The following is a 20,974-nucleotide window of genomic DNA, read 5'->3' as shown; positions in this document are numbered from 1 at the left end:
GGGCCATTCAACAGCACCGACGACGGCACCGCGGACCCGTCGCGTCCTACTCGAAGCGTTCGCCCCGGATGACCGCCCGGGCGACGAGCCGGAGTTTGGCCTCGTCGGGCTGGAAGCCCTTGGCGATGTCGGGGTGCAGGCCGGACCGGGTCTCGCGGAGGATCCACCGGGCGACCTCGTCCTCGTCCTGCCCGTCGTAGCCGGCCGCCACCCGGATGGCCGCCTGCTCCATCGCGGACGTCAACTGTTCCTCCAGCGGCCCCTGGAGCTTGCGTTCCACCTTGTTGAGCTGGCTGCCGTCGAGCGACACGTGCACCTCGGTCATGACCACCCACACCCTTCAGAACCGTAGGTCTGACGGGTACCCACCCGCGCCGGCCCCGAACCGCTCCGACCTGCCCGGATCCGTCAGGCGTGCGGGGTGACGCCGGGCAGGGGCCGGCCGGTCGCGTCGAACAACGCGGTCCCGCAGTCGCAGCGCTCGTCGGCGAGGGTCTGGCCCGCCGGCAGCTGCCAGACCAGCAGCTCCCCGCAGTGCGGGCAGTCCAGGCTGATCAGGGTCTCCTCGGGTTCGGAGTGCCAGGCCCGCACCGGGAAGCCCTGGTGGGTCAGCCCGGTCAACGCGCGCCCACCGGTCAGCGCGACCAGCACCTCGTAGGCGTCGGTGCCGGTGTCGTGCACGGCGAGCGTGCAGCCGAGCGGCGCCAGCACCCCGGCCAGGTGGTCGAGCAGGCGGGTCGGCACATCGCCGCGCCGCAGGGTCGGGTCGGCCCCGGCCGCGCGGTAGACGACGTCGGTGTCGATGTCCGTCGGCTCCACGTCGAATGCCCGGACCCGATCAGCCACGAACGCCGCCAGCTGGCCGGGGTCGTCCTCGCCGGTCCAGTCCATCGTGAACGTCACACGGTCGATCCCGACGCCGAGGGCGCGCTCGCCGGGGGCCAGGACCAGCTCTTCCAACTCCGTCACGGCGATCACGCTATCAATGCCGGGCGGCGGCCCCGGGCGCCGCCGCCGGCGGCCCTGTCGAGATCGCGGGCGACGAGTGCGGGACCGTGGAGCGGGACGGTCCGCGCGCCGGGGCTCACTCCCCGGGAAAAGCCCCGGAGGTGGCGACGGCCGGCAGGTAGCCGCGCGCCTCCTCCCGGTCGAAGAACACCAGCAGCGATTCCGGGAAGTAGGCGGGGCGGTCGTCGCCGTCCAGCTCACCCATCGCCACCAGCACCTCCGCGCCGCCGGCGAAGCCGAGCCGCACCGCCCACAGGCTCTCCGGGCAACCGGCCCCGCTGACCTGCCAGCCGAGGCCGACCTCGCTGACCGTGTCCCCGACCGCCGCCGCCCACCGGGTGGCGCCGGCGTCGAACCAGTGGGCGTCGGCGCCGGGCCCGGCGACCGGGTCGACCGCCAGCCCCTCCACCAGGTCGTCGCGCTGCCAGGTGAGCCGCACCGCGCCCGTGGACAGCCGCAGCACCACGTCGAGGTCCACCTCGTGCGTGACGCCGTCGGGCGGGGGCGCGCCGAGGCCGCTGCCGGGCGTCTGCTGGTACCAGACCCCCTCCAGGCGCGCGCCCAGGAGGAGCTGTCGGACGTGCGCGGCGTCGGGTCGCAGTACCGGCTGATGGTCGCTCATGGTGTGTAGTCGAACTTTCCGAAGTACTTGAAGTTGCCCTGCGCGTCGAAGACGGCACCCGTTCCGTCGGGTATCACGATCCTAGTCCCGCCGTTCTGGGCGCCGCCCGTGATCCGCTCCGCCACACCCTTGGGGTGCAGGGCGATCTCGTCGAGGAGCTTCTGCCCGGCGAGGTCCAGGTCCCGGGTGCGGTCCCCGACCCGGGGCAGGAAGCGCTTCGGGTTGTTGGGTTCGTTGGGATGGAGCTGGTGCTTGCCGTACGCCAGCCCGGCCTCGGTGGTCTCGGCCTTGCCGCCCCGGCCCGGGCGCAGGCCCGTGTTCGCCATCGCGGTGCGGGCGGCCAGGTCCGGGTCGCAGTTGTGGGTCAGCACCGCCGCCGGGCCGGCCAGGACGTAGAAGGTGCGCAGGCCGGCGACGGTGAGGTTGTGCACCGTGAGCGTCCCGCTGTACGGGCGCACGCCGGTGACCGCGACGGCCGCGCCGTCGGGGCCGCGCAGGTGCTCGCCGACCCGCAGTTCCCCGGCGTCGACCCAGCGGGACCGGTCCACCGACCAGAACGGGTGCCCCTCGGTGGCGGTGACGGTGCCGCCGCCGGCCACGGTCACGTCGACGAGCTGTTTCGTCCCGGAGCCGACGATCAGGTCGGTCACCCGCCGGGGGCCGGACTCGCCGGTCACCGGGTCGGCGGCGGCGACCAGGTCACCGATCCGGACGTTCTCGATGGGTACCCGGGAGCCGTCGGCCATCAGCACCGCCGCGCCCGGGGTGAAGCTGTTGGTCCGGCAGCTCGGACGGCTGGTGCCCCGGCCCGGGACCGTGGCCACCTCGTCGATGGTGACCTTCCTGCCGTCCACGGTGGTCGTGGCCCGCCCGCCGCGCCGGATCGCGTCGTCGAACGGCTTGTGCACGGACTCGGAGCCCGGGTTCTGCACCCGCACGGCCCGGTAGTTCCCGTTGGGCTTGCGCACCAGGCCGTCGTAGCTGGCGGTGGTCCGGAGCCGGGCGGCCTCCTCGGCGGACAGCCGCGACACCGCGTCGGGCGACAGCCGCGCCGACACCGGCCGCCGGTCGACCGTGACCCGGTTGCTCTTGGCGTACGCGTCGAGCGCGGCCTGTTCGGGCCGCCGGGACACGCTGTCGCCCCCGTTGCCGGCGGGCCGGGTGCCCTGCTCGGCCCGGCCGGGCGGTCGGGCCGGGTCGCCGCCCTGCGGCCGGGAGACCTTCGGCGGCGGGAGAGCCGCCACCCGCCGGACGAGCTTCTGCCGGTCCAGGGCCAGCTGCCGGACCTTCTGGCCGAGCGCGGACGCCGTCGCGTTGTGCTTGTTCACGTCGGCGGCGAGCTGGGACCGCTCGGTGGACAGCTGGCCGGCCTCGGCGTCGAGCTGGGACTTCTCCGCCTGGAGCTGGCCCTCCTCGGCCTGGAGCTGGGCCTTCTCCCCGTCGAGCTGGGCCTTCTCCGCGTCGTAGGCCGCGGCGGCGGCGGACTCGCGGGGCAGCTCGAACACGTGCGGCCGGGCGTTGTGCGCGTCGACCCGCGTGTTGTACGCGCTGACCTTGTTGTTGTGCGCGGTGATCTTCGGGCCGAGGGCCGAGGACCGGGTGCCGTGCGCGCTGCTCTTGGCGTCGTAGGCGCTGCTGCGCTGGCTCAGGCCCTGCTTGGCGGCGGCCAGCGCCTGGACCTGCTCGGCGATGGCGGCGAGCTGCTCGTTGAACGCCTCCAGCGCCTCGCCCAGGTCCTCCGGATAGTCCCGGCCCGGGTCGAGCGGCGCCGGATCGGTGGTCGAGCCCTCCGAGATCGAGGGCAGGCCGGGGTCGGCGGTCGCCGGGCCCACGCCCAGGGACAACGCCAGCGTCACGGCGACCAGCAGGCACAGCGCGCGCCGCGCCAGGCTCAGGGGGGTCGTCATGGTCAGCCCTCCACCTTCGCGGCGAACGCGTCGGCGAGCTGGGCGGCGGCCCGCCTGCCGTCGCCGGCCTGGCACACGGCCACCTGCAGGACGGCCTTGCCCTTGCGGCGCGCCTGCCGGTAGCAGACCCAGCCGTCGCCCGGGTCCTGGGCGGCCGTCCAGCTCAGGGTGTCGGTGTCGGACTTCTCCACGGTGTACACCCAGTTCGAGGTGCTCTGGTCCTGGTCCGTGCGGGTCGCCTGGGGGCAGCTCCTGAGGCCCTCGGTCAGGGTCCGGAACACCCGGCCCGCCTCGTCGGCGTCGTCGTACACGCCGAGGACCTGGGTCACCAGGTGGTCCTCGACGTTCCTGGCGTCCTGGTAGGTGCTGGCCAGGTACGTCTTCCAGCCGCGCGCGTAGACCGAGCGGGTGCCCGGCCCGACGGCCACCGCGCAGTCCGACGGGTCGGCGGCCAGCGGGGGCGGCGGCTCGGACCCGGACGCCCCGGCCGTCAGCCGGACGCCGGCCAGGGCGCTGGCCTCGTTGGGGGTGAGCACGCTGGCCTGGGTGGTGCCCGGCACGGGCAGCGACTGCGAGGAGACCCAGAACCCGAAGCCGACCAGCAGCACCAGGGCCGTGCCGACCGAGGTCAGGACGGCGAGCGGCCAGCGGCGCGGGGCGGCGGGGCCGGGTTCGGCGGGCGGTTCCGGGGCGACCGGCGGCTCCTCGGCGGCCGGTGGACCCTGAGCGGCGGGCCGCTCCTCAGCGGCGGGTGGTCCCTGCGGTGCGGGCGGCTCCTGCCCGGCGTGCCGGGCCGACCACATCGGAGGATCCTGGCCCTGGACTTCGGGGGTGCCCCCGGGGTCGGCCCGGGACTGGTCGGCGGGCCCGTCGCCCTGGTCTCTGGCTGTCGCGTCGTCCACCACGTGCGGCACCTTCTCTGTCCGGGGTTCTAATAGGACAGACTAGTGCAGATGGGCAAGGATGAGCGGGACGGCTGTCGCGGACCGGACCCGCCCGAACTGCTCCGCCGCACGTCACCGAACGGACGTGCGCGCCTCGGCCCTACCCACAAGAGACAGACCCATACCCAGAACTTTCCGGGTACGGGTGCGCCGTCGCCGAGGGGTGTCCGAAGGCGGGTGCGCGACGGCCACCGGGTCACTCTCGACTCAGGGCATCGGGGCGCCGGCGACCCTGGTGAACGCGTTGTCGACCGTCGGGGAGGCCGCCAGGCCGCGCACCCGTTGCACGCCGTCCGGGGTCGCGACCGTCCACTCGCGATCCAGCCGCCCGCCGCCCCGCCGATGTACCGGATTTCCGGCTCGCGCCGGCCGGGTTCCGCACTGTCGGATTTCCGTCGGGAACTACTGCCCGTTACGCCAGTGCGGTTCCCGGAGGTGCGGACCTAGGATCACATCCCGTGACTGGACGCTTTCGCCTGGGTGTGGACTTCGGCACCTCCTCGACGGTAGCCGTGCTGGAATGGCCCGACGGACGGACGCGCCCCCTGCTGTTCGACGGGACGCCGCTGCTCAGTTCGGCGGTGTTCTCCGCGCCCGACCGCGGGCTGCTGATCGGCCGGGAGGCCGTGCACAGCGCCCGCGCCCAACCGGAACGCTTCGAACCCAACCCCAAGAGACGGATCGACGAGGGTACGGTGCTGCTCGGCGACACCGAGTTACCGGTCGTCGAACTGGTCGCCGCGGTGCTGCGCCGGGTCGCCGCCGAGGCGCGGGCGGTCGCGCACGACCCGGTGCTGGACGTGACCCTCACCCACCCCGCCGCGTGGGGCCAGCGGCGCCGGGGCATCCTCACCGAGGCCGCGCGCCGGGCCGGATTCAGCAACCGGCAGCTCGTCGCCGAACCCGTGGCCGCCGCGACCTACTTCACGGCCCTGCCGGGCGCGAAGGTCCCCGAGGGCGGCTGTGTCGTCGTCTACGACTTCGGCGCCGGAACCTTCGACGCGAGCGTCGTGCGCCGGACCGGTGCGGGCTTCGACGTCCTGGCCTCCGACGGCCTGCCGGACACCGGGGGACTGGACCTGGACGCCTCCGTCGTCGCGCACCTCGCCGCGCGGTACGCGGGCACGCACCCCGAGGCGTGGCACCGCCTGGACGCGCCCCGCACCACCGCCGACCGGCGCAGCCGCCGGGTGCTGTGGGAGGACGCGCGCACCGCGAAGGAAGTGCTGTCGCGCTCGGCGATGACCCTGATCCCGGTGCCCCTGGTCGACGAGGACGCGCCGCTGGGCCGCGAGGAGCTCGAACGCCTGATCGCCCCGATCCTGGCACGCACGGTGGCCATGACCCTGGCCGTGGTCCGGACGGCGGGGATCCGCCCCGACGAGTTGGCCGGGGTGTTCCTCGTCGGCGGCTCCAGCCGGATCCCGGCCGTGGCGACCCTGTTGCACCAGACGCTGGGCGTGGCGCCCACGGCCATCGAACAGCCCGAGCTGGTCGTCTCCGAGGGCAGCCTGCGGGCCACGGCGGTCCGCGCGCCGGAGTCCGCGGGGCCCGGGACGTGGTCGTCGCAGTCCCGGAGTCCCGAGCCGTGGTCTCCGGTCCCGGCGGAACCGTCGCTCCCGGCCGGGGCGGAGTCCCTGCTCCGGGCGGCGGCGGAGCCCGCGCCGCAGCCGGTGCCGACGGCGGTGCCGGGACCGGCGTCGGGCCTGGTGCCGGCGCTGAGCCAGGTGCCGGCGCCGAGCCAGGTCCCGGCACCCGTGTCGAGTCCCGTGTCGAACCTGGCGCCGGCACCCGCTCCGGGCCCGGCCGCCGTGGCGAGCCCCGTGCCGGACCCCGTCGGGCCGGCGACCGCCGCGCCGAACGCTCCCGGGCCGGCGGGGGCGTTCGCGCTCACCGCCGGCACCGCCCTGGCCCTGGCCGCCGTGGCCTACCTGATCACGCAGACGGTCGGCGAACTCGGCAGCGAGGACATCACCTTCCTCCCGTACCTGCTGGCTTCCCTCGGGCTCACCAGCGCCGTGGTCTGGGCATCTGGCCGGGCCCGGTCCGGCCCGCGGGACGCCGACGCCGCGCCGGCGGGCCGGACGACGGGCCTGGTCCTGGTGGTGGTCTCCGTACTCTGCGGGCTGCTGTGCCTGTACCTGCTGTCCGACGGGTGGATCGCGCGCAACACGGCGCTCACCGGACTCGGCCCGCTGGCCGGCCTCGCCCTGGGCCTCCGGTTTCTGCTCCGGCCCCGGGACGACCGCTCGCCGTGGCCCGCGCATCCCAGTACCCGTCGGGTGCTCGGTCTGGTCCTGGCCCTGTTCCTCTACCACCGGATCGACGTCTACTGGCAGACCGAGCTGTTCGACGAGGCGGGCCTGCTGAACGCGGTCCTCGCCGCCGTGTTCGCGGTGGTGGGCGCCGGGCTGCTCGCCGGCCCGCCCCGGACCCGGGTCTACTGGGTGTGCGGGCTCCTCGCGCTGGGCGTCCTCAGCCTCTACAAGATCGGCGAGATCGCCACCGAAGGGAATCTCGGCTACCTGCTGACGGTCTTCCGGCCGCTGGACGTGGCCACGGGAGCGGTGCTGCTGGCGGCCGCGGTCTGGTATCTGGGCTGGCCCTCGCTGCGCACCCTGCGCCGCACCGGAAACAGCTGGGCCACACCGGAACAGCTAGGCCGCACAGGGAACAGCTAGGGGCGCTGGAAACGACTGGCGGCCCGGCTGGCCCGACCCGGCCGGCCGGGCCACGTGTCCAATCCGGCCGGCGAGCGTGCCCGGCCCGGCCCGGCCCGTGAGGGTGGCCACGAGGGCAGACGATGGCGCGCGGGCGCACCCGGAACGGTGCCCGGCAGCGCGGATAACTAGCCCGTTACCCAGGTGTCATAGGCGTGTTTCGATGGTCGTGTCAGAGGGACCGGACACCGCCCGAGGAGAGCCCCACATGGACGCCTGCACCCCCCACGCACACCACCACCAGCCGAGCAGGCGTTCCTTCCTGCTCGGGGCCGCCGCCGTGACCGCCGGCCTCGCCGGTGCCGCGGCGCTCGGCGGCACCGCCAGCGCGGAGGGCCTGATGGCCCAGCAGAGCAACTGGCGGTTCTGCACCAAGTGCTACACGATGTTCTACTGGGGCTACCCGACCGACGGGGTCTGCCCGGCCGGCGGGGCGCACGCCGCGCAGGGCTTCAACTTCAACCTCCCGTACGACGTGCCCGAGACGCCGACGGCGCAGGGCAGGTGGCGGTTCTGTACGAAGTGCTTCGCGATGTTCTACTGGGGCTACCCGACCGACGGCCGGTGTCCGTCCGGCGGGGCGCACAGCGCGCAGGGCTACAACTTCGTCCTCCCGCACGACGTGCCGGAGACGCCGACGGCGCAGGCGAAGTGGCGGTTCTGCACCAAGTGCTTTGTGATGTTCTACTGGGGGTACCCGACCAACGGCCGGTGCGCCGCGGGCTCGGCGCACAGCGCACAGGGCTACGACTTCGTCCTGCCGCACTTCTAGGTCCGAGCAGCGCACGCGGGGCCCGGAAGGGCCCCGCGCCTCAGTCCGTGCCCTCCGCCGCCGGCAGGTACGGCCGCAGCAGCCGGTTCTCCCGGTCCGTCGAGTCGCCCCCGGGCGCCTTGTCGAGGGCCGTCTGGATGTGCCGGCGGATCTCGTCGTTGCGCCAGGCGACCCCGACGTCGTGGGCGATGAGCGCCAGGGTCCGGTCGTCCGGCCCGCCACCGCCGAGCTGACGCATCCGGACCAGCGCCCGGGCGAACTCGTAGAACTCCTTGCCCGTGGTCCGCGCGTCGCCCCGGCACTCGATCGCCCGGGTCAGGGCGACCAGGGCGCCCGCGTCGTTCGGCTGCTCAGCGTCCTTGTAGGCGAAGCCGAGCGCGCCCCAGTACCGGTGGTTGCCGGGTCCCAGCTCCGTGAGTGCCCGGAAGATGGGGACGGTGCGGCTGACCCGGCCCCGGAACGCCGGATCCCGCCAGGAGTGCCGGCGCAGGTCGTCGGCGAGCAGCAGCACGTTGGCCCGGCCCGCCGGGGAGGCGGCCCCCAGCGCCTTGCGCAGCGCCGTCTCGTCGATCTCCGGCTCGTCGTCGTCGAGCTGCTGGATCACGAGCCGCATGGCGTCGCCGTCGCGCTGGAGCCGTTCGCCGATCTGGCGCTCGACGAGCTGCCGGATGTCCTTGACGTCCCACTGGGCGAAGATGTGGGTCAGGGTGGTCCGGGTCGCGACGTAACCGACGAGAAAACCGGAGAGCAGAAAGGCCACCATGAGGGTACCGGCGACGAGCCGCCCCGCCGCGCCCCCGCCGAGCGCCTCCCCGACGGCGGAGACCAGCCGACCGAACTGGCGCCCGATCACCGCGAACTGCACGAGCCCGACGCCGACGAGGATCTTCGTCAGCCAGTCCGAGATCTGTTCGAGGTTGGTGTTCACGCCGTAGGCGGCGCCGCCGTGCCCGCCGGGCGGGCGCTCGTGCTGGAGGGTGCGCGGGATGCCGAACAGGAAGCCGAGCAGCGCGCCGACGGCCAGCGCGGCCACCGACACCAGCCCGCCCCGGCCCAGCTCGGCCCAGGGCGACCCGAGCCCCTGGAGGGCGAGGGCCACGGCGGCCCCGATGGGCAGGCACAGCGCGACCAGCAGGACCGCGCGCCGGCGTCGATGGGTCTGTTCCGGGGTGAGCTCCGTCATCGGACCTCCTCACGACTGTCCCCGAGCATGGCGGACCGGCCGGTCGACGCCCACACTTCGGTCCACCAACCGACACCCGCCAGCAGCGGGGCGGTGCCGGGGCCGGTCGGCCTGCCATAGTTCTGATCATGACCAGGCTGGTGCACATCGACGGGTACCGACGGTTCTGGGCCGCCAGCGCGGTCTCGGTGTTCGGTACGCACATCACCACGATCGCGCTCCAGATCCTCGTGGTGGAGGGGCTGGAGGCGACCACCACCCAGTACGGGCTGGTCAGCTCGGCCCAGTGGCTGCCCTACCTGCTGTTCGGCCTGGTCGCGGGCGTCCTGATCGACCGGCACCGGCGCAGACCCGTCCTGGTCTGGGCCGACCTGGGCCGGGGCCTGGTGCTGGCCGCGATCCCGCTGCTCTACCTGGCCGGCGCGCTGCGCCTGCCCACCCTGGCCGGGCTGCTGTTCTGCTTCGGGCTGCTGTCCGTGCTGTTCGACACGGCCGAGCAGGCGTACCTGCCGAGACTCGTACCCCGGGAGCTGCTCACCCCGGCGAACGCCCGGCTCCAGCTGACCATGAACCTCGCGCAGACCGCCGGCCCGGCGCTCGGCGGCGTGCTGATCAGGGTAATCACGGCCCCGATCGCGATCGTGGTCGACGCGGTCAGCTATCTCGCCTCGAGCCTGCTGCTGGCCACGATCCGCACCCCCGAGCCGGCGCCCCAGCCGGCCGGGCGGCGCGACCTGCGGCACGAACTGCGCGAGGGCCTGACCTATGTGTACGGACACCGGCTCCTGCGCGCGCACGCGATCAACGGGCACCTGTGGTTCCTGGTGCACAGCGCGCTGGCCACCGTGCTCACCTTCTACGTGGTCGAGAGCAGCCAGCTCGGGCTGGGCGCGTTCGGCCTGGGCCTGGTCTACGCGGCCGGCGGCGTCGGCGCGGTACTGGGCAACACGCTGTCCGGCCGGTTGTCCGCCCGGCTGGGCGCCGGCCGCACCATGGTGCTGTGTTCCATGGCCAAGGCCGTGCCGTGGCTGCTGGTCGTGTCCGCCCGGCCCGGTCCGGCGGCGCTGCCGATGGTCGCCCTCGGCCTGTTCGGCTTCTGGCTGCTCCTCGGAGTGTCCGGACCGGTCGAGATGGGCTGGCGGCAGTCCATCACGCCCGACGCGCTCCAGGCCCGGATGGGTGGCACGATCCGGTCCGTCAACCGGGCGGCGATCGTGGTCGGCGCCCCGCTCGGCGGGCTGCTCGCCGACCACACCAGCCACCGGTTCGCGCTGTGGGCGGGGATCGTGGGTCTGGCCGTGACCGGAGGGTACGCGTACTGCTCGCCGCTGCGCGGGGCCAGCTTCGCCGACGCCCCACCGGAGAGCGTGCCGGTGTCGCCGCGTCGCTGACGCGCCAGCGCCCCGTCCGCACCGGGAAAGACGAGCCTGCCGGGAGCACACCCGCAGGTCGACGTCGACCCGGGCCGGTCAGCTCGCCGCGTTCTGCGTCCGCTGGAGCGGGTGGGCCGCGGGTGTCGACTGGGCGATCCGGAGGAGGAACTCCGCGTTGCTGCCCGTCCTGCGGAGCCCGTCGAGGAGCTGCTCGCCGCCGTGCTGCTGGTCGCCGCTCCCCAGCGCCCTGCGCAGCTGGTGCACCAGACGGAGTTCGTCGGCCCCGAGGAGGAGTTCCTCTCTGCGGGTACCCGAAGAGGTGGTGTCGACCGCCGGGAACACGCGCCGGTCGGCCATGGCGCGCAGCAGGCGGAGTTCGGCGTTGCCGGTGCTCTTGAACTCCTCGAACACGATGGTGTCGGCGACCGATCCGGTCTCGACGAGCGCGGTGGCGATGATGGTCAACGAACCGCCGTCCTCGAGTTTGCGGGCGGCGCCCAGGATGCGTTTGGGGCCGAGCAGGGCGCTGACCTCGATGCCGCCGGTCATGATCCGGCCACCGGCGGGCGCGGCGAGGTTGTAGGCCCGGGCGAGCCGGGTGATCGAGTCGACGAGCACGACGACGTCGCGACCCCCTTCGGCGAGCCGCTTGGCCCGTTCGATCGCGAGCTCGGCGACGGCGATGTGCTCGGCGGGCGGCCGGTCGAACGTGGACGCGACCACCTCGCCGTGCAGGGACCGCGTCATGTCGGTGACCTCCTCGGGGCGCTCGTCGACGAGGAGCGCCATCAGGTGGCAGTCCGGATGGTTGGTCGTGATCGCGTGGGCGATGGCCTGCAGGACCATCGTCTTGCCCGCCTTGGGCGGGGAGACGATCAGGGCGCGCTGGCCCTTGCCGATCGGGGTCAGCAGGTCGATGAGGCGGGTGGTGAGGATGTGCGGCTCGGTCTCCAGGCGGAGCCGGTCCTGCGGGAACAGGGGAGTCTGCTGGTGGAACTCCGGCCGGTCGCCGACCGCTCCCGTGGCGCACCCGTTGACGGTGTCCACCCGGAGGAGCTGGTCGGACCTGTCGCGCCGGCCGGGTCCGGCGGCGCGCGCCGCTCCGGTGACCGCGTCGCCGCGCCGCAGCCCGTACTGGCGGATCCGCGCCGGTGGGACGGCGACGTCCCCGGAGCTCGGGCGGTAGCCGGAGACCCGGAGGACGCCGTGACCGTCGCGGATGTCGAGGATCCCGGAGACGGAGACCTCGGTTCCGACGGCGGTTCCGGTTCCGACGGCGGTCCGGGCACCGACGGCTGTCGCGGTCTCGGCGGCGGTCCCGGTGCCGACGGCGGTCCCGGCCTCGGACGCGGTCCCGGCTCCGACGGCGGTCCCGGCCTCGGAGGCGGTCCCGGTGCCGGCGTCGCCTGCCGGTCGTCTCGGAGAGTTGCGTGCCGTGCGGCGGGGGACGGCGGGGTCAGGGTGGACAGGGGTCTGGGCACCGGTCTCAGAGGACTGGCGCAGGTCGAGGTCGATCACAGGTACTCCTGATGGGGAGGGAACACGCGGGTCTGAGCCGGGACACGGCGAGCGCGGCGGGTTCGAAACGACAGCGCGGACAGGCGCTGGTGGAGTCCACTACCGAAGGTGCGCGGGAAGGCGGAACTCGGTGTGGGATTCGAGCGATCTGGGGGCGGTGGTTCTCGCCCGCACCAGAATGGCTCACCCCAACGGTAGCCTGCTCCCGCCCCGATGGCAACGCCGGCGGGTCGCAGACCGGTGTCCGCCCAGGTCAGCGGCAGCACACCGGCGGGTCGCCGACCGGGATCCGCCCAGGTCAGCCGGGGTCCCGGCTACCCGCCGTGCCAGGTGCGCCAGAGCGCGGCGTACGGGCCGCCGGCGGCGACGAGCTCGGCGTGCGACCCCAGTTCGGTCACCCGGCCGTCCTCCATGACCGCGACCCGGTCGGCGTCGTGCGCGGTCTGCAACCGGTGCGCGATCGCGATCACCGTGCGGCCGGCCAGTACGGCGGCCAGGGCGCGTTCGGTGTTCCGGGCGGCCGTCGGGTCCAGCAGCGCCGTCGCCTCGTCCAGGATCAGGGTGTGCGGGTCGGCGAGGACGACCCGGGCCAGGGCCAGCTGCTGGGACTGGCTGCCGTCGAGCCGGTGGTCGGCGGCGCCGAGCACGGTGTCGAGCCCGGCCGGCAGCTCCGTCGCCCAGTCCGCGCCGACGGCGGCCAGCGCGGCGCGCAACTCGTCGTCGGTGGCGGCGGGCGCGGCGATCAGCAGGTTGTCCCGGAGGGAGTCGCCGAACACGTGGTGTTCCTGGGTGACCAGGGCGACCTGGCGGCGCAGCCGGTCCGGCGCGAGGCCCGCGACCGGGACCCCGCCGACGGTCACGGTGCCGGCGCGGGGCGCGTCGATCCCGGCGAGCAGCCGGCCGAGGGTGGACTTGCCCGCCCCGGACGGGCCGACGACGGCGAGCCGTTCCCCGGGCCGCACGGTCAGGTCCACGCCGTGCAGGACGTCGTCGCCGGCACCGTAGGCGAACCGGACCCCGGTCACCTCGATCCGGTCGTCGGCGGGTTCGGCGGCCGGCGCCCGGTCCGGGGGCGCGGTCGGGGCGGCCAGGCCCTCGACCCGGGCGAAGGACGCCGCGCTGCTCTGCAGGCCCTCCATCCACAGCAGGACCGTGTCGAGGGGTGCCTGGAGCTGGCGGAGGTACACGGCGGCGGAGACCACCGCGCCGAGGCCGACCGCCCCGTGGTCGTACAGCACGCCGCCGAGCAGCATGACCGCGACGACGGGGACGACGTAGGAGATGTCCACGGCCGGGAACAGCACGCTGCGCAGGAACAACGTGCGCTCCCGGGTCCGCCGGCTCCGGTCCACCGCCGCCTGGCACGCGTCGATCCGGCGCTGCTGCAACCCGAGGGCCTCGACGGTGCGCGCCCCGGCGGCGGTGGCGGTGAGCACCTCGGCGAGCGCCGAGCTGGCCGCGCCCTCGGCCAGGTACGCGGCGTGCGCGCGGCGCAGGTACCAGCGGGTCGCCACGACCATCCCGACCAGGCCGAGCAGCCCGCACGCGCCGAGCCGGGGGTCGAGGACGAACACGGCGCCCAGGATGAACAGGACCTGGACCAGGGCGATGAACACGTCGGGTACCGCGTCCCGCAGCGCCGTGGCCACCTTCGCGACGTCGGTGGTGCCCCGGGCCGTCAGGTCCCCGGTGACGGCGCGTTCGGTGACCGAGGCGGGCAGCGCGAGCGCCCGGTCGACGAACTCCTCCCGGACCCGCCCGGCGGTCCGCTCGCCGAACCGGTAGCCGACGTACCGCGCGTACCGGGTGAGCAGCAGCTGGACGAGCGCGAACGTGATGATCCCCAGCGCGAGCCGGTCCACGGTGCCGACGCCCCGGCCGGCGCGCACGGCGTCGACGATGTCGCCGAGCAGCCACGGGCCGACGAGCCCGGCGGCCGCGGCGAGCGCGTTGAGGGCGACCATGCCGGCGACCGCGGACCGGTCCCGGCCGACCAGGCGCAGCGCGGCCCGGCGGACCTGGGCGCGCCCGGCGACGGGCAGGTCCCCGCTCACCGGACCACCTCGTCGGCGTCGCGCGCGACCAGGTCCCGGTAGCCGGGCTCGGTGTCGAGCAGTTCGCGGTGCGTGCCGTGCGCGGCGACGACGCCGGCGACCAGGTAGTACACGGTGTCGGCGCGGTCGAGGACCAGCGGCGACGTACTGGTGAGCACCGTGGACCGGCCGGCGCGGGCCGCGTGCAGCCGCTCGGCGACCGCCGCCTCGGTGTGCGCGTCCACGGCGGAGGTCGGTTCGGTGGCGAGCAGCACTTCGGGGTCGGCCAGCAGCGCCCGGACCAGCCGGACCCGCTGCCGCTGCCCGCCGGACAGGTTGTGGCCGTGCGGTTCGACGGCCGCGTCGAGTCCGCCGTCGGTGGCGTGCACGACGTCGCGGGCCGAGGCGGCGTGCAGGGCCCGGGCGATCGCCGCGTCGTCGGGTTCCCACCGGCCGGACACCACCTCGCGCAGGGTACCGGCGAACAGGTCCGCCTCGTTGTCGGCGACCAGGATCCGGTCCCGGATCCGGCCGAGGCCGATCGCGTCGAGCCGGACCCCGCCCCAGGTGGCCGCCGAGTCGGCGAACCGGCCGAGCCGGTCGATGACGGCGGCGGAGTCCGCGGGCCGGGCGGAGGCCAGGACCGTCAGCCGGCCCGGCACGACGCGCACCCCGGAGGACGGGTCGGCGAGCTCGGCCGGCGACCCGGGCGGCTCGGTCGTGCCGGCGTCGGCCGCAGGTTCCAGCCGGAGGAAGTCGACCACCCGGCGGGCGGCGACCCGGCCCTTGGCGATGTCGAGCCCGCCCTCGATGAACATCGCCACGGGTACCACGAGCACCGCGACGTACCCGTACACCGCGACGAGTTCGCCCACGCTGATGTCGCCCCGGGCGGCGAGGCGCGCGGCGAGCCAGGTCACCACGGCGAGGAACAGCGCGGGCAGGCCGACGCCGAGCGCGTCGATCCAGCTGGTCACGCCGCCGACCCGGTACCCCTCGGTCTCCAGCTTGCGCGAGTCGGTCCGGAACCGGGCGGCGTGCAGGTCCTTGCCGCCGAGGCCGTTGAGCACCCGCAGGCCGCCGACCAGGTCCACGATCCGGGCGGCGAGCGCGCCCTGGCCCTCGCGGTAGGCGGCGCCGGCGCGCTGCAACCGGCCGAGCAGCGGGCCGACCAGCACCGCGAGCAGCGGCACCCCGACCAGGACCACGGCGGCGAGCAGCGCGGAGATGTTCAGCAGCAGCCCGGCGACGACGAGGTACGCGAGCACCGCGCCGACCCCCGGGCCGGTGACGGTGAGTGTCATGCTGATCACCCAGACGTCGGCGATGCCGATGGTGGCGACCTCCCCGGCGGTGACCGTGCGCGGCAGGACCGCCCCGAGCCGGGTCGCGTGCCGGACCACGGCGCGTACCGTCCGGAACGCCGCGTCCATCCGCACCCGGGTCATGGTGCGGTGCCGCAGGATCGCCAGCCCGGCGTTGAGGACCCCGACGGCGGCGAGCGCGGCGACCCAGCCGAGCAGCGCGCCCGAGTGCCCCACGCGCAGCCCGTCGTCGATCGCGCGGGACAGGAGGTACGGCGGCAGGGTCAGGGCGACCATCCACACGGTGCCCAGCGTGGCGCCGGCCGCGATCCGGGGCTTCTGGCACGTGACCAGCCACCACAGGTACCGGCCCGGGCCCGAGATGTCCTTGGCGCGCGGGAGGGGGTCGGCGGCACGCATGCCTGCACCCTAGCCGCGCGGCCGGCGACGCGTGACCCCGCCGGGGCCGTCCCCGGCTAGGGCGCGACGGCCAGGCCCTTGGACCGGTCGGCGGCGATCCGGACGGCCAGACCCGCGAGCACGGTGCCCATCAGGTACCGCTGGATCCGCAGCCAGCCGGGCCGCCGCCCCAGGAAGCCCGCGATCGAGCCCGCGGCCAGCATGACCGCGCCGTTGACCGTGATCCCGATCGTGATCTGCACGAGCCCCAGCAGGAAACTCTGCGCGGCCGCGCTGAGGGGGACCACGTGCACGCGCACCTGCTTTCTACGGGTGCCGCGACCCTACCAACGCAAGATCGAACCGGCCGTGAGTCAGGCCACCCCGACCCGGCCCCGCCGCCGCGTCGCCGATCGCCACCGGGACCGGCCCTGGTGGAAGAGATGCCCAGGGCGTCAGATGCCTGGCAGATGCCGAGGGAAACCTCGGACACTCCTCGCATCTGCAATGCCCTAGAGTCTGGGTGTGGTCGCATTCCGGATCGGTGAGGCAGCAGCGCTGCTGGGCGTCAGCGTGGACACGGTGCGGAGGTGGGCCGATGGCGGGAAACTGCCGGTCAGCCGCGACGACCACGGACACCGGGTGGTCGAGGGCGAGGCCCTGGCCGGGTTCCTGCGGGCCCGCGCCGCGGAGGGCGAGCCGGCGTCGGGGTCCTCCGCGCGCAACCGGCTGTCGGGGATCGTCACCGACGTGATCCGCGACGGGGTGATGGCGCAGGTGGAGATCCACGCGGGCGGACACCGGATCGTGTCGTTGATGAGCCGCGAGGCCGCCGACGAGCTGGGCCTCCAGGTCGGGGTGCTCGCCACCGCGGTCGTGAAGTCCACCAACGTGGTGGTCGAGGTGCCCCGGTCCGGGGCGAAGGGACAGGAGCGTTCATGAGACTGGTACGGATGCTGGCGGTCGCCACCGTCGCGGCCCTCGCCCTGACCGCCTGCGACGGCACCGACGACAAGCCGGCGGCCACGCCCACCAGCGGCGGAAAGGTCACCGGCACGGTCACCGTCCTGGCGGCGGCGTCGCTGACGGAGTCCTTCACCGCGATCGGCAAGGAGTTCGAGGCCGCCAACCCCGGGGTGAAGGTGACGTTCAGCTTCGGGGCCAGTTCCACCCTCGCGACCCAGATCGTCAACGGCGCGCCCGCCGACGTGTTCGCCTCGGCCAGCCCGACGAACATGAAGCAGGTCACCGACGCGAACCTGGCCGCCTCCCCGACGGTGTTCGCGAAGAACCAGCTGGTCATCGCCGTCCCCAAGGGAAACAAGGCCGGGATCAGGACCATCGGGGACCTGGCGAAGCCGAACGTCAAGGTCGCCCTCTGCGCCGCGCAGGTGCCCTGCGGGGCCGCCGCGACCAAGGCCCTCGCCGCCGCCAACGTCAAGGTCACCCCGGTGACCCTCGAAGCCGACGTGAAGGCCGCGCTCACCAAGGTCCGGCTCGGTGAGGTCGACGCCGCACTCGTCTACCGCACCGACGCCCAGGCAGCGGCCGCCGACGTCGAGGCCATCGAGTTCACCGCCTCCGCCCAGGCCGTCAACGACTACCCGATCGTCGCGATCACCAAGGCCCCCAACAGCGCCGGCGCCACCGCGTTCGTCACCTACGTACTCTCCGACAAGGCCAGGGCCATCCTCACCAGGGCCGGCTTCCAGAACCCCTGACCCGGGTGGTACCCGGGCCCCGCGCGCTTCTAGGCCTTGCGGGCGAGCAGCTGCACCCCCTGGAACTGCCGCTTGTCGGTGGGCTCGGGTTCGGTGACCAGCCGGGCCACCTCGGTCAACCCGCACTCGCGCAGCAGCGCCGAGAGGTGGTCGGGCCACCACCGGTGGGCCGGCGCGACCGTGTGGTCGAAGACCTGCGTCGGATGGGACGGACCTTCGCTCGCCGAGAAGCCGATCAGCAGGTGACCGCCGGGTGCCAGTACCCGATGGAACTCCGCCAGGATGACCGGGACCTCCGCCGGCGGGGTGTGGATGACGGACCACCGGGAGAGGACGCCGGCCAGCGCGCCGTCGGCGATGTCCAACGCGGCCATCGAACCCTCCTCGAACCGCAGGCCCGGATACGCGTCCCGGGCCAAGCTGAGCATCGCGGGCGAGGCGTCCACACCGAACGCCGCCAGCCCCAGCTGGTCCAGGTGGGCGGTGATGTGCCCGGGCCCGCACCCCAGGTCCGCGACCCGGCCGTCTCCCACCGCGCCGACCAGGTCGGCGAAGGCGCCCAGGATCGCGCGGTCCAGGGGACTGCCCCGCAGGGTGTCGCGGAACATCTGCGCGTAGGTGTCGGCGACCGCGTCGTAGGCCTCGCGGGTGGCACTGAGGGCGTCGTGTTCGATCATGCCCGCGACAGTAGTTCCCAGTTCCGATGTGCGTCGCCCTGCGGTGGGCGGCCAGGGTCCGCGCCCCGGGTCCGCCGGCCGCCCCGCTTCGCCCGGTGCGGGTCCTCAGCTCAGCTGCTCGGCCAGCGCGAGGACGATCCCGCCGGGCCCGCGCAGGTAGCAGAGCAGGTAGCTGTCCTCGAAGCGGGTCACCTCGCCGACGAGTTCGGCGCCGTGCGGGCGGAGCCGGTCCAGGGTGGCGGCGAGGTCGTCGACGGCGAACATGACCCGGTGCAGGCCCAGCGTGTTCACCGGGGTGACCGCCGGCTGGGGGACGACCGCCGCCGGGTGGTGGTACTTCGCCAGCTCGAGCCGGCCCGGCGCGCCCGGGATCCGCATCATCGCGATCTCGGTGCGCAGGCCGTCGAGCCCGACGACGCGTCCCGCCCAGTCGCCCTCGATCGGCGCCCTGCCCTCCAGCTCCATGCCGAGCGCGGTGAAGAAGGCGACGGCCACGTCGAGGTCGTCGACGACGATGCCGACGTTGTCCATGCGCTGAATCGTCATGCCCCGAGGGTAGGACCGGGGTACGACACCGCGGGCGGCTACGGCGCGCCGATCGCGGCGCGGACCTTCCCGATCATCGCGGTCTCGGTGGCCGACGTGCCCTGGGAGGCCTCGGCGACGCTGCCGCACGCCTCGACGATGGCGGCCTGGAAGCCGGCGAGCTCGGCGGGCGCCTTCGCCTGCAGGATGCCGACGGAGTCGTGCAGCGCCGTCAGCACCGAGGCCTCCATCGCGGCGGGGTCGCCCTTGGGCACGTTCGGGATGCCGCCGCCCTTGAACAGGCCCTGCAGCTCCGGCGACGCCCCCGACAGCGCCTTGCCGCCGGCCAGGCTCTCCTTGAACATCGCGAAGAACCCCGGATCGGCCTGCGACACCAGCATCATCGCCCCGAAGGTGGCCGTGCGGATCGTGTCGCGTTCCTGATCTGTGTAGTCAGCCATGCCCCCATCCTCGTGGCTGCGGCCCCGACCCACGGTCCGTTCCGCGACTTTCGCCGGATCACGGGCAAGGTGACCGGATCGGGTCGGCCACCCCGACGACCGCAGCGCGGGGTACCGGGGCCGCCGGTTCCGGGCGGGCGGGGCGCCGGCCTACTGACGAAGGTCGGTACGGGCCGTTCCGGTTGGTGCACTGTGCCGCGACGCGGGAATTCCTACGGTTCTCGCCATGAACACGCTGCTCCGCACGGCGGCCACGATCGCCGCCGTCACCGTCTCCTCGTCGACGCTCGCCCCGGCCGCCGCCCTGGCCGAACCGGACACCGAACCGCGCCTCACCTCCGCCGCGATCGACCGCTACGTCGCCGGGCACAGGGAACGCACCGGCCTGCCGGGCCTGGCGGTGGCGGTGGTGAAGGACGGCGAGGTGCTGCACACCGCCGGCTACGGCCGCGACGCCGACGGCGACCCCCTCACCGACCGCTCGCCGATGTCGCTGGCGTCGGTGTCCAAGTCCTTCACCGCGATGGCGGTGCTGCGGCTCGCGGAGGACGGCAGAATCCGCCTCGACGCACCGCTCGTCGACCAGCTGCCGGAGTTCGCGCCCGACGACCCGCGCGCCACCAGGATCACGGTGCGGGACCTGCTCAACCAGCGGTCCGGCATCTCCGACCGGACCAGCGACATCCCTGCCGTCACCGGGGCCCGGGACCTCAGAGGGGCGGTGGCGGCGTTGCGGACCGCGAAGCTGCACAGCGACCCGGGCAGCCGGTACGAGTACTCCAATCCGAACTATGTCCTCGCGGCCCGCCTCGTCGAGGTGGCCAGCGGCGAGAGCTTCCCGCACTACCTGGACCGCGCCGTCCTCGGGCCGCTCGGCATGCCGGACACCTCGGCCGACGCCGAACTGCCCCGGGGACACGTCGACGTGTTCGGCACCTGGGTTCCGCGGCCGGAGCTGGACACGTTCAACCTCGGGGCCGGGCACCTGGTCAGCTCCGCGCGGGACCTGGGCCGGTGGCTGGCCGCCCAGCAGGTCCCCGGTCGGCTGGTGAGCGCCGCCGGACTCGCCACGATGCACACCCCGCCGGCCGGGTCGGAGTACGCCATGGGCTGGTCGGTGCCGGACAGCGAGGGGCCGCCCCGGATCGAGCACGGCGGGAACCTGTTCACCGCCACCAGTTCGGTCACGCTGCTGCCCGCCAGCGGCTACGGCTTCGCGGTGCTGTCCAACAGCGCGGGACTCACCGACGACGCGTACCCGGTCGTCGAGGGGCTGATCGCGTTGTCGGAGGGCCGCGACCCCGGGTCGTACACCGCGGTGCTGCCGGTCGTGGACGCGGTGCTCGCCGGCCTGGCCGTGCTCACGGTGCTGCTCGGCGTGCTCGGGACGCGGCGCGCCCGGCGGTGGGCGGGGCGGCGGGCCGGCACCCCGACCTGGCGGATCGGCGCGCGGATGCTGCCGGTGCTGCTCCCGGTGGCGCTGCTGGCCGGGTACCTGTCGATCGTCGAGTTCGTGCTGGGCGGTCGCACGGCCACCTGGTCCCAGGTCGCCTACGCCTCCCCGGCGCTGCTGGTCCTGCTGGTCCTGGGCGCGGTCGCGGGCCTGGTCACAGCCACCGTCCGCACGGTCCGCGTGCTGCGGAACCGCACGGTAGCCTTGGCCCGATGAACAAGATCATGTGGCTGTGGGCCGCCCTGGTGGTGGCCCCGCCCGTGATCGTGTGGAACGCGCTGGCCCTCGGCGAGGCCGTACCCCCCCGAAAGGCTCCTGCTCGGGTTTCTCCTGGCCGTCCCCGGCTACCTGGCC

General features: G+C 74.2%; 19 protein-coding genes. 6 read left to right on the top strand and 13 right to left on the bottom strand.

Going from position 1 to position 20,974, the window contains the following annotated elements; translation table 11 throughout:
* Positions 1-46 precede the first annotated feature (46 nt).
* The 5 genes from PT931_RS27025 to PT931_RS27005 all read right to left on the bottom strand — a co-directional run bounded on the left by PT931_RS27025 (position 47) and on the right by PT931_RS27005 (position 4,442).
* Positions 47-325, bottom strand: coding sequence for a hypothetical protein (locus PT931_RS27025; RefSeq protein ID WP_456248519.1), 279 nt, complete (start codon positions 323-325; stop codon positions 47-49).
* Between the two features lie 83 nt (positions 326-408).
* Positions 409-969, bottom strand: coding sequence for a hypothetical protein (locus tag PT931_RS27020; RefSeq protein WP_456248518.1), 561 nt, complete (start codon positions 967-969; stop codon positions 409-411).
* Positions 970-1,084: 115 nt separating this feature from the next.
* Entirely contained in the window at positions 1,085-1,630 is a 546-nt protein-coding gene (locus PT931_RS27015) for a hypothetical protein (protein WP_456248517.1), read from the bottom strand.
* Entirely contained in the window at positions 1,627-3,537 is a 1,911-nt protein-coding gene (locus PT931_RS27010; protein WP_456248516.1) for a polymorphic toxin-type HINT domain-containing protein, read from the bottom strand. Before PT931_RS27010 ends, PT931_RS27015 begins: the two co-directional genes overlap by 4 nt.
* Before the next feature lie 2 nt (positions 3,538-3,539).
* The gene (locus tag PT931_RS27005; protein ID WP_456248515.1) at positions 3,540-4,442 is read right to left on the bottom strand and encodes a sensor domain-containing protein; all 903 of its coding nucleotides are present in this window, start codon (positions 4,440-4,442) and stop codon (positions 3,540-3,542) included.
* Positions 4,443-4,939: 497 nt separating this feature from the next.
* Between PT931_RS27005 and PT931_RS27000 the strand changes: the two genes are divergently transcribed.
* Together PT931_RS27000 and PT931_RS26995 are read left to right on the top strand one after the other, a co-directional pair.
* Positions 4,940-7,162, top strand: coding sequence for an Hsp70 family protein (locus tag PT931_RS27000; RefSeq protein ID WP_456248514.1), 2,223 nt, complete (start codon positions 4,940-4,942; stop codon positions 7,160-7,162).
* A 247-nt stretch (positions 7,163-7,409) separates the two neighbouring features.
* Positions 7,410-7,973 (top strand): hypothetical protein, encoded by a 564-nt coding sequence (locus tag PT931_RS26995; protein WP_456248513.1) that lies wholly within the window; start codon positions 7,410-7,412, stop codon positions 7,971-7,973.
* A 40-nt stretch (positions 7,974-8,013) separates the two neighbouring features.
* On the opposite strand, the gene PT931_RS26990 is transcribed toward PT931_RS26995, so the two are convergent.
* On the bottom strand, positions 8,014-9,156 hold the full coding sequence (locus tag PT931_RS26990) for a hypothetical protein (protein WP_456248512.1): 1,143 nt from the start codon (positions 9,154-9,156) through the stop codon (positions 8,014-8,016).
* Between the two features lie 128 nt (positions 9,157-9,284).
* On the opposite strand from PT931_RS26990, the gene PT931_RS26985 reads away from it, so the two are divergent.
* Positions 9,285-10,547: an MFS transporter gene (locus PT931_RS26985; protein WP_456248511.1), complete on the top strand. Its 1,263-nt coding sequence runs from the start codon at positions 9,285-9,287 to the stop codon at positions 10,545-10,547.
* Positions 10,548-10,625: 78 nt separating this feature from the next.
* Here the strand turns inward: PT931_RS26985 and rho are convergent, their stop codons facing one another.
* The 4 genes from rho to PT931_RS26965 all read right to left on the bottom strand — a co-directional run bounded on the left by rho (position 10,626) and on the right by PT931_RS26965 (position 16,097).
* A complete protein-coding gene (rho, locus tag PT931_RS26980; RefSeq protein ID WP_456248510.1) occupies positions 10,626-12,047 on the bottom strand; it encodes a transcription termination factor Rho in 1,422 nt (473 codons plus the stop codon).
* A gap of 314 nt (positions 12,048-12,361) precedes the next feature.
* Positions 12,362-14,101: an ABC transporter ATP-binding protein gene (locus tag PT931_RS26975; protein ID WP_456248509.1), complete on the bottom strand. Its 1,740-nt coding sequence runs from the start codon at positions 14,099-14,101 to the stop codon at positions 12,362-12,364.
* Entirely contained in the window at positions 14,098-15,714 is a 1,617-nt protein-coding gene (locus tag PT931_RS26970; RefSeq protein ID WP_456248641.1) for an ABC transporter transmembrane domain-containing protein, read from the bottom strand. Before PT931_RS26970 ends, PT931_RS26975 begins: the two co-directional genes overlap by 4 nt.
* A 146-nt stretch (positions 15,715-15,860) precedes the next feature.
* Positions 15,861-16,097, bottom strand: a complete 237-nt coding sequence (locus tag PT931_RS26965; protein WP_456248508.1) for a hypothetical protein — start codon at positions 16,095-16,097, stop codon at positions 15,861-15,863.
* A 211-nt stretch (positions 16,098-16,308) separates the two neighbouring features.
* Between PT931_RS26965 and PT931_RS26960 the strand changes: the two genes are divergently transcribed.
* Positions 16,309-16,725, top strand: a complete 417-nt coding sequence (locus tag PT931_RS26960) for a TOBE domain-containing protein (RefSeq protein ID WP_456248507.1) — start codon at positions 16,309-16,311, stop codon at positions 16,723-16,725.
* Positions 16,722-17,504 (top strand): molybdate ABC transporter substrate-binding protein, encoded by a 783-nt coding sequence (gene modA, locus PT931_RS26955; protein WP_456248506.1) that lies wholly within the window; start codon positions 16,722-16,724, stop codon positions 17,502-17,504. Before PT931_RS26960 ends, modA begins: the two co-directional genes overlap by 4 nt.
* A gap of 29 nt (positions 17,505-17,533) precedes the next feature.
* Here the strand turns inward: modA and PT931_RS26950 are convergent, their stop codons facing one another.
* From PT931_RS26950 to PT931_RS26940, 3 genes are all read right to left on the bottom strand, one after another.
* The gene (locus PT931_RS26950; RefSeq protein ID WP_456248505.1) at positions 17,534-18,181 is read right to left on the bottom strand and encodes a class I SAM-dependent methyltransferase; all 648 of its coding nucleotides are present in this window, start codon (positions 18,179-18,181) and stop codon (positions 17,534-17,536) included.
* Between the two features lie 105 nt (positions 18,182-18,286).
* Positions 18,287-18,727: a VOC family protein gene (locus PT931_RS26945; protein ID WP_456248504.1), complete on the bottom strand. Its 441-nt coding sequence runs from the start codon at positions 18,725-18,727 to the stop codon at positions 18,287-18,289.
* Between the two features lie 38 nt (positions 18,728-18,765).
* Entirely contained in the window at positions 18,766-19,167 is a 402-nt protein-coding gene (locus tag PT931_RS26940) for a hypothetical protein (RefSeq protein ID WP_456248503.1), read from the bottom strand.
* 226 nt (positions 19,168-19,393) lie between these two features.
* Here PT931_RS26940 and PT931_RS26935 point away from each other — a divergent pair, with 226 nt between their 5' ends.
* Positions 19,394-20,836, top strand: coding sequence for a serine hydrolase domain-containing protein (locus PT931_RS26935; RefSeq protein ID WP_456248502.1), 1,443 nt, complete (start codon positions 19,394-19,396; stop codon positions 20,834-20,836).
* The last annotated feature ends 138 nt before the right edge of the window (positions 20,837-20,974 follow it).

The sequence above is a fragment of the Longispora urticae genome (genome assembly GCF_053902585.1).
Note: the sequence above shows the minus strand (reverse complement) of the source record. Positions and strands in the feature narration are given on the sequence as shown.

What these genes read in the sequence shown, in the direction of transcription:
- PT931_RS27025 (WP_456248519.1), bottom strand. Translation starts at nt 325, where the DNA reads ATGACCGAGGTGCACGTGTCGCTCGACGGCAGCCAGCTCAACAAGGTG.
- PT931_RS27015 (WP_456248517.1), bottom strand. Translation starts at nt 1,630, where the DNA reads ATGAGCGACCATCAGCCGGTACTGCGACCCGACGCCGCGCACGTCCGA.
- PT931_RS27010 (WP_456248516.1), bottom strand. Translation starts at nt 3,537, where the DNA reads ATGACGACCCCCCTGAGCCTGGCGCGGCGCGCGCTGTGCCTGCTGGTC.
- PT931_RS26995 (WP_456248513.1), top strand. Translation starts at nt 7,410, where the DNA reads ATGGACGCCTGCACCCCCCACGCACACCACCACCAGCCGAGCAGGCGT.
- PT931_RS26990 (WP_456248512.1), bottom strand. Translation starts at nt 9,156, where the DNA reads ATGACGGAGCTCACCCCGGAACAGACCCATCGACGCCGGCGCGCGGTC.
- PT931_RS26985 (WP_456248511.1), top strand. Translation starts at nt 9,285, where the DNA reads ATGACCAGGCTGGTGCACATCGACGGGTACCGACGGTTCTGGGCCGCC.
- modA (WP_456248506.1), top strand. Translation starts at nt 16,722, where the DNA reads ATGAGACTGGTACGGATGCTGGCGGTCGCCACCGTCGCGGCCCTCGCC.
- PT931_RS26950 (WP_456248505.1), bottom strand. Translation starts at nt 18,181, where the DNA reads ATGATCGAACACGACGCCCTCAGTGCCACCCGCGAGGCCTACGACGCG.
- PT931_RS26945 (WP_456248504.1), bottom strand. Translation starts at nt 18,727, where the DNA reads ATGACGATTCAGCGCATGGACAACGTCGGCATCGTCGTCGACGACCTC.
- PT931_RS26940 (WP_456248503.1), bottom strand. Translation starts at nt 19,167, where the DNA reads ATGGCTGACTACACAGATCAGGAACGCGACACGATCCGCACGGCCACC.
- PT931_RS26935 (WP_456248502.1), top strand. Translation starts at nt 19,394, where the DNA reads ATGAACACGCTGCTCCGCACGGCGGCCACGATCGCCGCCGTCACCGTC.